Here is a 13,073-nt window from a genome sequence, read left to right on the forward strand (position 1 = left end):
CTGCACAGGGGTCGGACCGGGGGTCACGGCTGGCCGGGCGTGAGCCGGGCGGCCAGCTCCGCGACCGTCGGCGCGTCGAAGATCACCGCCACCTCGACGTCCGCCCCCAGCTTCGCGGCGGCCAGGGCCACGATCCGGGTGGCCGTGAGGGAGTCGCCACCGAGGTCGAAGAAGTCGTCGTGGATGCCGATGCCCTCGCGTCCGAGCACGTCGCGCCAGATGTCCAGCAGCACCCGCTCGCGCTCGTCGCGCGGCCCGTCGGCCCCGGCGGCGGCGGGCTCGTCCTGGCCCGGTGGTGGCAGCGCCGCGACGTCGAGCTTCCCGTGGTTGGTCAGCGGCAGCCGGGGCAGGCTGACGAAGGCGGCCGGCACCAGGTAGTCCGGCAGCCGCCGGCGCAGGTGGGCGCGCAGGTCCGCGGTGCCCGGCAGGTCGTCGCCGACGACGTAGCCGACCAGCCGCGCGTCCCTGGCGGGCGGGTCCCGGCGTACGACGACGGCGGCCTCGCGGACGGCCGGGTGGCGGCGCAGCGCGGACTCCACCTCGCCCGGCTCGATGCGGTAGCCGCGCAGGTTCAGCTGCCCGTCGCCCCGGCCGAGGAACTCCAGGACGCCGTCCGGCCCGAACCGGGCCAGGTCGCCGGTGCGGTAGACGCGGGCGCCGGGCGTGCCGGCGAACGGGTCGGGCAGGAACCGCTCCGCGGTCAGGGCGGAGTTGTCGAGGTAGCCCCGGGCCAGCCCGGCGCCGCCGACGTACACCTCCCCCGTCACGCCCGGCGGTACGGGCTGCATCGCCTCGTCCAGCACGTACACTCGGACGTTGGCCATCGGACGGCCGATCGGGACGAACGGCCGCTCGTCGGCGGGGTCGCACGGCCAGGCGGTGCAGGAGACCGAGACCTCGGTCGGGCCGTACAGGTTGAACATGGTGACGTCGAGCCGGTCGAAGACCAGCCGTTGCGTCTCGGGAGTGAGTTCCTCCACGCCCGAGACGATCCGCCGCAGCGACTTCAGCTCGGCGGCGTCGGCGCTGAGCAGCACCTCGCGCAGGGCGGTCGGCGCGAAGTCGGCGTCGGTCACGCCGTGCTGGGCGATGACCCCCGCCAGCCGGCGCGGGTCGAAGGTCGCCGTCTCGGGCATCAGCACGCTGGCCGCGCCGTTGAACAGGGCCCGGAACAGCTCGTCCAGCGAGACGTCGAAGGTGCAGGCCGCCTTGCGCAGCACCCGGTCGTCCGGGCCGAGCGGGAAGTTGCGCTGGGCCCACAGCATCCGGTTGGTGAAGCCGCGGTGGGTGACCTGCACGCCCTTGGGCTGCCCGGTGGAGCCGGAGGTGAACAGCGTGTAGGCGAGGTTGTCCGGGTGCAGCGGCACGGCGGGGTCGGTCGCGGGGCACGTGCCGGTCAGCGACGACTCCCCGTCCAGGTCGATGATCCGCCGGCCGGGGCTCCACACCTCGTCGCACAGGTCCCCGGCGGAGATCGCGACCGCCGGGCGGACCTGCCCGAGCAGCGCGTCCCGGCGGGCCTGCGGGTCGCGCGGGTTGACCGGCAGGTGGTAGCCGCCGGCCTTGAGCACCGCCAGGATCGCCACCACCTCGGCGGTGCAGCGCGGCAGGCACACCGCCACCGGGTCCTCCACGCCGACGCCGAGGTCGCGCAGGTGGTGCGCCAGGCGGTTGGCCCGTTCGTCGAGTTCGCGGTACGTCGTGCGGACGTTGCCCTCGACGACCGCGACCGCGTCCGGGGTACGCCGCGCCTGCGCCTCGACGAGGCGGTGGACGAGCGCCTCGGGGCCGAGGTCGGCGGCGGTGTCGTTCCACTCGTGCAGGATCCGGTGGCGCTGCGCGTCGTCGAGCAGCGGCAGCCGCCACACGCTCGTGTCGGGCTCCCGCGCCGCCCCGACGAGCAGCAGCTCGAACTGCCGGGCCATGTCGCGCACCGCGTCGGCGGTGAAGAGGCCGGTGTCGTACTCGATCTCACCGACCAGCCCGTCGGCCGTCTCGGTGATCCTCATCGACAGGTCCATCCGGGACCGGCCGGTCTCCATCTGGTGGACGTCGACCCGCAGCCGTGGCAGGTCCAGCCGGCTGGTGGGCACGTTCTGGAGCACGAAGGCGACCTGCGCGAGCGGCTGGTGGCTGCGGCTGCGTTCCGGCTGCAACGCGGCGACGAGGCGTTCGAACGGCACGTCGCGGTGCCGGAACGCGTCCAGGGAGGCCGCCTTGACCCGGGCCACCAGCTCGGCGAAGGTGGGTTCGCCGGACAGGTCGGCCCGCACCACGATCATGTTCAGGAAGCAGCCGATGAGGTGCTCCAGCTCGTCCTGCTCGCGGGTGGCGATGGGGCTGGCGACGACCATGTCCCGCTGGCCGCTGTGCCGGGCGAGCAGCACGCTGAAGGCGGCGAGCAGGGTCATGAACATGGTGGCGCCCTGGCCCTGCCCGAGGGCGCGGATCCGCTCGGCGTCGGCGGCGCCGACGCGGAACCACTCGGACGCGCCGACGAACTGCTGCACGGCTGGCCGGGGACCCTTGGTGGGCAGGGTGAGCAGGGGTGGCACGCCGGCGAGTTCGTCGACCCGCTCGCGCAGGTGCGCCGCCATCCGCTCCTCGCCGACCGCGGTGCGCTGCCAGGCGGCGTAGTCGGCGTACTGGATCGGCAGCTCGGGCAGGTCCGCCGTCGCGGCGCCGGACGCGAAGGCGGCGTACGTGGCGGCCAGCTCGCGGCAGAAGATGGTGAACGACCACAGGTCGCAGACGAGGTGGTGCACGGTGACCCCGAGCACGTGCACGTCCGGGGCGATCCGGTAGAGCACCGCCCGCATGCTCTGGCCCGCGGCCAGGTCGAGCGGCACCCGCATCTCCCGCTCGACGGCGGCCCGCAGGACCGGATCGTCGGGGCGCGCGGTGGCGCCGGGCAGGTCGACCACGTCGATGCTCAGCGGGGCGGGCGGCGTGACGGCCTGCACGACCCGCTCGCCGAGCTGGCGGAAGGCGGTACGGAGGATCTCGTGCCGGCGGACGACCTCCTCGATGCTGCGGCGCAGCGCGACCTGGTCCAGCTCACCGGTCAGGATCAGCAGCGTGGCGTCGTTGTGGTGGACGGCGTCGTCCTCCAGGCGCTCGATGAACCAGAGCCGCTCCTGGGCGAACGACAGGGGTGCCTCGGCGGCGTCCAGGCGGGGGATGGCGCCGGCGACGGGCGCCGGATCGGAGCGGCCGGCGCGCAGCCGCTCGTCGAGCAGGGCCCGCGCCGAACTGGACAGCCGCGCCACGCGTTGCGTGACGTCACTCGCGACCGGATGCTCCTGCCGTCCCACTGGTCCTCCGTTGTCCGTCGGTGATCCGGTCCACGCTCCGGGTCACCGCCGGACGCGGGCACGTCCCACCGATGCGGGTGCCGATCATCGATCTGTACCAGCTGGCTGAGCAGGCAGTCAGCGAACAGAGCCGTTATAGGGGTTTGACCTCACAATTCACGACATCTCTTCCGACTCCTAGGGGTTGGGCAACCCGCCTGCCTGCCACATGATGGGCACGCTGTGACGCCGCCGGAGCATCGGCACGCGACCCGTTCGACCGGCCGACCGGAGGTGATGCCAGGTGCGCGACGACCTGCGGATCCTGGCCGACCGGTCGTACCGGATGCTGTTCCTGGCCCGCACGCTGTCGCTGCTGGGCAGCGCCGTGATTCCGGTGGCGCTGGCCTTCGCCGTCCTCGACGCGCCGGGCGGCTCCGCCACCGACCTCGGTCTGGTGCTCGCCGCCCGGTCGCTGGCGCAGGTCGCGCTGCTGCTGTTCGGCGGTGTCCTCGCCGACCGGATGAACCGCTTCCGCCTGATGGTGGGCTCCGACCTGCTGGCCTTCGCCGCGCAGGCGGTCCTGACCGTGGTGTTCGTCAGCGGCCGGCCCTCGCTGCCGGTCGTGATCGCGTTGTCCGCCGTCAACGGCGCCGCCGCCGCGCTCTTCCTGCCGGCCTCCCGCGGCGTGGTGCCGCAGGTGGTGGCCCGGGAACAGCTCCAGTCGGCCAACGCGCTGCTGCGGCTGTCCCGCAACAGCACCACCATCGGCGGCGCGGCGCTGGCCGGCGTGCTCGTGGCCGCCCTCGGCGCCGGCTGGGCGCTGGCGGTACCCGCGGCCACCTTCCTCGGCTCGGCGCTGCTGCTGGCCGGCGTCCGGGTGTCCCACCCCGGCCGGGCCGTCACCGGCACCATGCTCGCCGACCTGCGGGAGGGCTGGCGGGAGTTCAGCTCCCGGTCCTGGGTCTGGCTGGTGGTCGTGCAGTTCGCGTTCGTCAACGGATGCTTCTCGGCGATCTACGTGCTCGGCCCGCTGACCGCCAAGGAGCAGCTGGGCGGCGCCACCGCCTGGTCGGTGATCGTCACCGCGCAGGCCGTGGGGCTGGTCGGCGGCAGCCTCGTGGCGATGCGGATCCGCCCCCGCCGGCCGATGCGGGTGGCGGTGCTGGCGACCTTCGGTTTCCTCCCGCCGTTCGCGCTGATCGCGGCCGGCGCGCCGGTCTGGCTGATCGCGGCCTCGATGCTCGTCAACGGCGTCTGCGTCGACATCTTCGAGGTGCTGTGGGACACCGCCCTGCAGAACCACGTGCCCAACGAGGCGCTGTCGCGGATCAGCTCGTACGACGCCATGGGCTCGTTCGTGCTCGGCCCGCTCTGCCTGGCCGTCGTCGGCCCGGTCGCGGACCGGATCGGCGTCGCCCAGACGCTGGTCATCGCGGGCGGGGTGCTCGGTCTGGTGACCGTCGCGACCTTCTCCGCGCGGTCCGTGCGTCAGCTGCCCGCAAGAGTCCCCGCCGCACAACCCGCCACGGTGTGAACCCGGCGACCTCGCCGGCCACGGATCAGGGTGGAGATCGGAGCAGGATGGAGCACCGGATAAGTCGGCAGATGACCGACGCGACCGACGCGTACGGACGGCGCTTGGGGGCCTACCTCGAGCAGTCCTCCTACTCGCGGCTGCGCGGCGGCCCGGGCGTGATCGACCTCGCCTTCGGCGATCCGCACGAGTTCCCCGCCCCGGCGCTGGTGGAGGTCCTGCGGCGGCACCTGAGCCCGCAGCACACCGACTGGTTCGCCTACACCCGCGACCACCCGCCGGCCCAGGAGTCGGTGGCGGCCACCCTGAGCCGGGAACTCGCGCTGCCGTTCACCGCCGACGACGTCGCCCTGACCAACGGGGCGTTCGCGGGACTGACCATCTGCCTGCGCAGCGTCTGCGACCCGGGCGACGAGGTCGTCTACCTCGACCCCGCCTGGTTCTACTACGAGCCGATCATCGCCTCGGTCGGTGCGGTCCCCCGGCCGGTGACGCTGACCCCCGGCTCCTGGCGACTCGACGCGGAACTCATCGCGGCGGCGATCACGCCCCGGACCAGTGCCGTCATCGTCAACAGCCCCAACAACCCGACCGGCGCCGTCTACACCGACGAGGAGTTCGCCGCCCTCGCCGAGGTGCTTCGGGAGGCCTCCGCCCGCAACGGCCGGCCGATCTACCTGCTCTCCGACGAGGCGTACCGGCGCATCGTGTTCGACGGCCGGACGTGCCCCAGCCCGGCGGCGCACTACCCGTTCACGTTCCTGGTGCACACCTACACCAAGACGCTGCTGCTGCCCGGGGAGCGCGTCGGCTACGTCGCGATCCCGCCGACCGTGCCCGACCCGGCGGTGCTCCGCCGGGCCCTGACCGTGGCCCGCCTGACCACCGGCTGGGCGTTTCCCAACAACTCGCTGCTGTTCGCCCTGCCCGAGCTGGAACAGCACGCGCTGCAGGTCAAGCCGATCGAGCAGCGCCGCGACCTGCTGGTCGACGCCCTGCGCGAGGCCGGGTACGAGGTCCAGCCGAGCGAGGGAACGTTCTACCTGCTGGCCCGGGTGCCGGACGCGGACGACTGGGCACACGCGGCCCTGCTCGAGGAGCACGGCCTCCTGGTGCTGCCGGCCTCGGTGATGGGCGCGCCGGGCTACCTGCGGCTCTCCCTCACCGTCACCGACGACATGCTGGAGGAGACCATCGGCCGGCTGCGGTCGGCGCACCCTTCGGACCGGGAGCACGCCAGTGTCCAGCGGTGACCTCCGTGAGGCCGACGCGGCCGTGACGCACACCGGGGCGCCGGACGCACCGGCGGCGAGCCGCCGGGACGGGGTCCCGGCCGGCGCCCTTTCCACGGAGGAGGAACGGCCCGACGTCGAGACCACCATGGCCCGCGCCCGTCGGGCCCAGGCGGAGGTCGAGTTCTGGCCGCAGGACCGCGTCGACGACCTGGTCGCGGCCCTCGGCTGGGCGGCCTACCAGGAGGACACCGCCCGGTCGCTGGCCGACCTCGCGTACCGGGAGACCGGCCTCGGCGACCCGGAGCACCTGTTCACGCTCTACCGGCGCCGGGTCCTCGGCACGCTGCGCGACCTGCACGGGGTCGTCACCAGCGGGATCATCGAGGAGCTGCCGGAGCGGGGCCTGCGCAAGCTGGCCAAGCCGATCGGGGTGATCGCCGTGGCCAGCCCCGCCACCGCACCCTGCTCCGGGGTGGTCGGCAACGCCCTGCCGATGCTCAAGACCCGCAACGCGGTGGTCATCACCCCCAACCCCCGGGCCCGGCACTCCGCGGCCCGCACCGTCGAGCTGCTGCGTCGGGCCCTGGAGACGGTCGGCGCCCCGGCGGACCTCGTGCAGTGCCTGCCGGTCACCGACAGACAGACCACCGAGGCCCTGATGGCCGCCGCCGACCTGGTCATCGCCGCTGGCGGGCCCGGCACGGTACGCCGGGCGTACCGCAGCGGCACGCCGGCGATCAGCGCGGGCGTCGGCAACCCGGCGGTGATCGTGGACGCCTCGGCGGACGTGGCCGCCGCGGCGGAGCTGATCGTGCTCGGCGGCAGCTTCAACAACGGCACCTCCTGCTCGTCGGAGAGCAACGTGCTGGTGGACGCCGGGATCGCCGCCGCCTTCCGCGACCAGCTGGCCCGGCAGGGCGCCCACCTGTGCGACCCGGCCGAGACGGCACGGCTGCGTACGCTGCTCTGGCCGGACGGGCGGCTGCTCAACCGCGACGCGGTCGGTCGACCCGCCGCGGCGCTCGCCGCCGCCGCCGGGATCGACCTGGCCGAGCCGACCAAGACCACCGCCCTGGTGGCCCAGCTGCCGCCCCTGGCGCCCGGCGGTGTCCCGGCGCTCGACGACCCGATGCTCGGCGAGAAGCTGGCGCCGGTCTTCACCGTGTCGACGTTCACCGCCTTCGACGACGCGCTGGCCGCGGTGGAGGCGCTGCTGGGCCGGATCGGGCAGGGCCACAGCTGCGGCATCCACACCGAGCGGCCCGACCGGGTGGTCAGGTTGGCCGAGCGGGCCCGCGCCGGACGCGTCATGGTCAACCAGTCGACCGCCGTGGGCAACAGCGGCAGCTTCGACAACGGGATGCCGTTCACCCAGGTCATCGCCAGTGGCAGCTGGGGCGGTTGCTCCCGGTCGGAGAACGTGACCTGGCGCGACTTCCTCAACTACACCTACGTCTCACATCCCCTGCCGGCCAGCCTGCCGGACGAGGAGACCCTCTTCGGCGCCCACTGGCGGCGTCTTCCCTGACGGAGACCACTCACATGGACATCAGCCCTCCCGAGGCACCACCACGCGACCTCACCCAGGCCGAGATCGACGCCTTCCACACCGACGGCGTGGTCCGGCTCTCCGGCATGATCGACGACAAGTGGCTCGGCCGGATCGCCGAAGGCGTGGAGTACCTGCTCGCCAACCCGACCGTGCTGGCGCAGGCGACCGCGTTGCTGGGCGGCGGCGGCTTCGCCGGGGACGCCTTCATGTGGAAGACCCACGACGGCTTCCGCGACTTCATGTTCTTCTCCCCCGCGGCGCGCATCGCCCAGCAGCTGTTCGGCTCCACCGCGATCACGGCCTTCTACGACCAGATCTTCGCCAAGCCGGCCGGGTCGGGTGCCCCGACGCCGTTCCACGAGGACGTCAGCTCCTGGCCGATCGCGGGCGACCAGGTGTGCGCGATGTGGATTCCCCTCGACCCGTGCACTCCCGACACCGCCGCGCTCCAGGTGGTGCGCGGTTCGCACCGCTGGGGCCGGCGCTACGTGCCGATCACCCCGGGAGCCACCCACCTGGGCCGGCGCGAGGAACTCGAGGCGGTGCCGGACGTGTCCGACCAGGAGATCCTCAGTTGGGACCTCACGCCCGGCGACATCGTGCTGTTCCACCCGGCCGCGTTGCACGGCGCCACCGGCACCGGCCCCGAGCGGCAGCGTCGGGCGTTCGTCTCCCGGTGGGTGGGCGACGGCGTCACCTTCCAGCCGCAGCACGCGGTCCTGCCGCTGCTGTGGGAACACGGCCTGCGGCCGGGTGATCCCATCGGGGGTCCGCTGTTCCCGAGGGTGCTGCCGACGCCGGTGCCGACGGAGACCGGCGCCCGCTTCGACGGCCCGCAGCAGCCCCACGCCGAGCGGGCCGAGGAGTTTCTCTCCATCCTGAGGATGCTGTAGGTGTTCGGAGAACTCACCGCCACGACCGCCGCCGGCCGGGAGCTGGTCTCCCTCGCCGAGGGCCACGTCGGCACCCTCACCGAGCGGGCCGGCCGGCACGACCGGGACAACACGTTCGTCGCCGACAACTTCGCCGACCTGCGCGACAGCGGGGTGCTCTCCGCGTGCGCCCCGACCCGGCACGGCGGGCTGGGGGTCCGCTCCCTGCACGACGTGCTGGTGGCCGTCTCCCGGCTGGCCCGGGGCTGCGGGTCGACGGCCATCTGCGCGAACATGCACATGGCCTCGGTGTGGGGGCAGGTCCGCCGGTGGGAGCGGGCCGAGGCGGACGGCGACCGGGTCAGTGCGACACAGCTGGACGCGATCCTGGAGGCGTTGGGCGGCTCCGACCTGATCATGGCCGGGGCGTCCACTGAACCGGGCGCGACGTGGAACGGCGCGCTCACCGAGGCCGTCCGCAAGGGCGACGAGTACGTCATCACCGGGCGCAAGACGTTCGTCACCAACTCGGCCGTCGCGGACTCGTTCAACGTCGCGGTGCGGGTCGCCGATCCCGACGGCGGGTGGCGGCACGCCGAGGCCGTCGTCCTGGCCGGCACCCCCGGGCTGACCGTGCTGGGCGACTGGGACGCGTTGGGGATGCGGGGCTCCGGCAGCCACGGGCTCCTGCTGGAGGACTGCGTCGTCCCCGCCGACCGGGTCACGGTCGGCGAGCCGTTCGGCCCGCCGACGTCGGAGGACCTGGCGCGTTCCTGCGCGATCAACTTCCCCCTGCTGGGCGCCTCACTGGGGATCGCCGAGGCGGCCTTCCAGATCGCGGTGGAGCACGCCACGAGGGTTCCCCGGCAGCCCGGGCGGGCGGCGCCGGCACACCACCCGTCCGTACAGCGGGAGATCGCCACCATGGAGCTCGACCTCGCTGCCACCCGGGGGGTCCTGGAGCGCTCCGGACGCCTGGTGGACGCCCTGTTCGCCGCCGACCCGGCGGAGCAGTCCGAGGCCGCCGTCCGCGACGTCGTACGGGCGTGGCAGACCGCGAAGCTGCTGGCGAACCGCACGGCGGTGAGCACGGTCGACCGGGCCATGACGATCTGCGGCGGGGCGTCCTTCAGCAGCCGGCACCCCCTGTCCCGGCTCTACCGCGACGCCCGCGCGGGCGGCTTCATGCAGCCCTTCGGCTCGCTGGACGGCTACCCGTTCATCGGGCGGGTCGCGCTCGGGCTCGACCCGCACGCCGGCTGAAGCCGGCGGCTGCCGCGCGGCGGCCAACCCGGGCAGCCGGGTCGGCAGCTACCGTCGCGCGCCGGGCCGGCCGGGTGCCGGCAACGCCCGCACGTCCAGCTTCCCGCTCGGCGTCCGGGGCAGCTCGTCGAGGCACACCACGGCGCCGGGCAGCAGGTGGTCGGGCAGCGTCTCGCGGAGCTGGTCGCGCAGCTCGCGGGCCGTCGGCCCGGGCGGCTCGCTCGGCACGACGTACGCGACCAGGCGCGGGACGGAGCCGGTCCCGCCGACCGGCACCACCGCCGCCCGGCGCACCCCGGCGCACCGGCGTACCGCCTGTTCCACCTCGCCCAGCTCGACGCGGTGGCCTCGGATCTTGACCTGGCCGTCCCGGCGGCCGTGGAACTCCACCAGCCCGTCGGGGTGGCGGGTCACCAGGTCACCGGTGCGGTAGCACCGGCCGTCGGGACGGCCGGTCGGGAACTTCTCGCCGGTCAGTCCGGCGTCGTCGCGGTAGCCGAGGGCGAGCCCCGCGCCGAAGATCAGCAGCTCCCCCTCGACGCCCGCTGCGACCGGGCGGAGATCGGCGTCGACGACGGCGACCCGCGCGTTGTCGATCGGACGGCCGATCGGCACGGTGGCGGTGCCCGGGCGCGCCGCCGGGTCGGTCGGCACCTCGAAGGTGAGCGCGCCGACGGTGGTCTCGGTCGGGCCGTAGTGGTTGACCATCCGCACGTCCGACAGCTCGCGGACCTGGTCCACCAGCTCCCAGCGGCACACCTCGCCGCCGACGATCAGCAGGCGGCGGGGCAGCACCCGCTCCGCCGCCTCGTCGAGCAGCGCCGCCAGGTGCGACGGGGTGATCTTCAGGACGTCGACGCGGTGCTCGTCCTGGTAGTCGGCGAAGTCGTCGGGATCCGTCGCGGTCCCGGTCGGCACCAGGTGGACCGCGTCTCCCCCGGTGAGCGCCGGGAAGACCGCGGTGTGCCCGAGGTCCGTCGCGAGGCTGGTCACCGACGCGAAGCGGAGCTGTCCGCCGTCCGCCCGTTCCGGTTCGACCAGCCGGGCGACGAAGGCCGCGTAGTTGGCCAGGGCCGCGTGGGGGATCTCGACGACCTTGGGTACGCCGGTGGAGCCGGACGTGAACACGGTGTAGGCGAGCTGGTCCCCCGCCACCGGCGACGGCCCGCACGGCATCCCGGCGCTCTCCGCCGCCGTCCCCACGTCGATCCAGCCGGCCAGGTCGACGGCGAGCACCACCTGCCCGGACACCGGCGGGTCGTCGCGATCGGTCACCACGATGGCGGCCCCGCAGCCACGCAACTGGCTCTCGACGCGGGCCCGGGGCTGGTTGGCGTCCACGCAGGCGTAGCCGGCCCCGGCGTGCAGCGCGGCCAGGCACGCCACCAGCTGGGCGGCGCCGCGGTGGGCCAGGACGGCCACCGGGGCGCCTGCCGCACCGTGGCGCCGCAGCACGTCGGCGAGACCTGCGACGGCGTGGCGCAGCTCGGTGTAGCTCAGCGTCGCGTCCGCGCCGACGACGGCCGTACGGTCACCGTGCCGTCCCGCGGCCGCCCAGATCAGCGCGGGCACCGCCCGGTCGGGGTCCCATCCGGCCGGCGGCCCGGACACCTCGGGATCGGCAGGCATGGCAGGTCCCTTCGGTTCGACGGCGGCGGGCCGACAGGTCGCCGGCCGACCGTGGGGTCGCGCGGCACGGGCTTCGGTGGCAGCGATCGTGACACGGGGGTCGCACCGCGACAACACCTCATTCGTGCCGCGAACCCCTATCGTCGCGACCGGTCGACGGACGGCGGCACTCCCCTGTGGTCAGACCGCCACCATGCAGTTGTCGGAGCCACTGTCGCGCCCCCGGGCGCTGACGATCCCGGCGGAGCCGTCGCCGTAGTAGCGGCAGAACAGGCCCGCCGCGCGCCCGCCGAACAGCAGCGGTCCGATCACCGGGGCGACCTCGACGTCGTGGGGTTCGTCGGCGCCGTCGGCGACGAGCGCGACCCGGCACGTGCGTGGCGCCACGAAGTCCTGCACCACGCTGGTGCCGTCGGCGGCGGCCTCGGCGACCGCGGACTCCCACGTCGCCTGGTCGACCTCGCCGCCGATGACCACCTGCTTGCCGCTCTCGCCCAGGCCCGCCTTGAGCACCAGCAGGTCCCGGTTCGCCAGGACGAACGGGAGCAGCTCGACCTCGCGGCCCTCGCGCCCCGTCCTGCGGTCCGAGAGGATCCGCGTCCACGGCACGTACCGGTCGACGAGGCTGCGCTCGGCCGCGCTCATCCACGGCCGACCCTCCGACAGCAGGCCCATGGTCAGCTTGCTGTGCATGAAGGTCGACGTCTGGGTGCCCACGAGCAGGCAGCCGTTGTCCAGCGCGTCCTGTACGTAGGAGGTGTCGAGACCGGCGTCGAGCCAGTCCGGGATGGTGAAGTTGCGCAGCCCGATCGGGTAGCGCAGGTGGGGCGGGCAGTCCCACGCCTCCGGCAGCTCCTCGGGCTCGAAGAAGCGGGCGGTGAGGCCGTGGTTGTTGAGGTAGTCGGCCTCCAGCTGGAAGTAGCGGCTCTGCACGCCGTAGACCCGGGCGCTGCCGACGATGGCCACCCTGGGCGCCAGGCCCAGCTCGGCGCAGAGCGACCGGTACATCTCGGCGCGCACGGCGAACGGGTCCGGGGAGCTGAACGGGGTCCTGCCCTCGGCGTCGGCGTGGAGCTTGCGCCACACCTCGAGGCGGCAGTGCGTCTCCACCACGCCGCCGAGCGCGCCGCTGACGTTGAACTCCAGGAACTGCGGCCCGTCCGGCCCGATGACGACGTCCGGCCGCACGACGCAGTCCGGATAGCGCTCCTCGACGAACGGGTCCCGCACGAACAGCTGGTCCTCGCTCTGCGGCATGCGGTAGGCCGCCAGCCGGCCCTGCGTGGTGGGGGCCGTTTCGAGGGCGGTGCGGCGGAGCAGGTCGACCAGCGCGGCGGCCGCCCGGAAGATCTCGGCGTAGGACGCGCGCGGGATGGCGATCGGCGCCGCGGGCAGCAGCCGTTGGTAGGGCCAGCCCGTGTCCCGCAGCTCGTGGCGGAGCATCCCGCGGATAGTCTCGGCAGGCGCGGCCGGCGCCAGGCGGTGCGTGCCGAACCACGGATGCCCGGCCGGCCCCGCACTGCCGACATGCTCGCGCACGGTCATCTGACGCTCCCCGGAGTTGCACGTCGGGCCGGCCGTCGGAGCGTGCTCGCCGCGGGCCGGTGTCTCCGAAACGATGATCGACATAGACTAACATTCACGTTCGACGGGGACCGTGCCGGCTCGTCCACACGCGAAACGGGAGAACTG

Annotated in this window: 8 protein-coding genes; 5 read left to right on the forward strand and 3 right to left on the reverse strand. The window is 73.8% G+C overall.

What is annotated here, in order from left to right:
* Positions 1–23: 23 nt before the first annotated feature.
* Complete coding sequence (locus AB0883_RS26020; protein WP_366643955.1) at positions 24–3,314, reverse strand: amino acid adenylation domain-containing protein; 3,291 nt, start codon at positions 3,312–3,314, stop codon at positions 24–26.
* Between the two features lie 283 nt (positions 3,315–3,597).
* Here AB0883_RS26020 and AB0883_RS26025 point away from each other — a divergent pair, with 283 nt between their 5' ends.
* The 5 genes from AB0883_RS26025 (at position 3,598) to AB0883_RS26045 (ending at position 9,752) form a co-directional block, all read left to right on the forward strand.
* On the forward strand, positions 3,598–4,830 hold the full coding sequence (locus AB0883_RS26025) for an MFS transporter (protein ID WP_366643956.1): 1,233 nt from the start codon (positions 3,598–3,600) through the stop codon (positions 4,828–4,830).
* A gap of 71 nt (positions 4,831–4,901) precedes the next feature.
* On the forward strand, positions 4,902–6,083 hold the full coding sequence (locus AB0883_RS26030) for an aminotransferase class I/II-fold pyridoxal phosphate-dependent enzyme (RefSeq protein WP_366643957.1): 1,182 nt from the start codon (positions 4,902–4,904) through the stop codon (positions 6,081–6,083).
* Complete coding sequence (locus AB0883_RS26035; RefSeq protein ID WP_366643958.1) at positions 6,070–7,593, forward strand: aldehyde dehydrogenase family protein; 1,524 nt, start codon at positions 6,070–6,072, stop codon at positions 7,591–7,593. Before AB0883_RS26030 ends, AB0883_RS26035 begins: the two co-directional genes overlap by 14 nt.
* Positions 7,594–7,607: 14 nt before the next feature.
* Positions 7,608–8,510 carry a phytanoyl-CoA dioxygenase family protein gene (locus AB0883_RS26040; protein ID WP_121398513.1) on the forward strand — a complete coding sequence of 301 codons (903 nt, stop codon included), beginning with the start codon at positions 7,608–7,610 and terminating at the stop codon, positions 8,508–8,510.
* Positions 8,511–9,752, forward strand: a complete 1,242-nt coding sequence (locus tag AB0883_RS26045; RefSeq protein WP_366643959.1) for an acyl-CoA dehydrogenase family protein — start codon at positions 8,511–8,513, stop codon at positions 9,750–9,752.
* Between the two features lie 48 nt (positions 9,753–9,800).
* Here AB0883_RS26045 and AB0883_RS26050 read toward each other — a convergent pair whose 3' ends face one another.
* Both AB0883_RS26050 and AB0883_RS26055 read right to left on the reverse strand, forming a co-directional pair.
* Positions 9,801–11,381, reverse strand: a complete 1,581-nt coding sequence (locus tag AB0883_RS26050; protein ID WP_366643960.1) for an amino acid adenylation domain-containing protein — start codon at positions 11,379–11,381, stop codon at positions 9,801–9,803.
* Between the two features lie 180 nt (positions 11,382–11,561).
* Positions 11,562–12,926 (reverse strand): hypothetical protein, encoded by a 1,365-nt coding sequence (locus tag AB0883_RS26055; protein WP_366643961.1) that lies wholly within the window; start codon positions 12,924–12,926, stop codon positions 11,562–11,564.
* Between the last annotated feature and the right edge of the window lie 147 nt (positions 12,927–13,073).

Source organism: Micromonospora sp. NPDC047812, from assembly GCF_040704175.1.
Lineage (GTDB): Bacteria > Actinomycetota > Actinomycetes > Mycobacteriales > Micromonosporaceae > Micromonospora.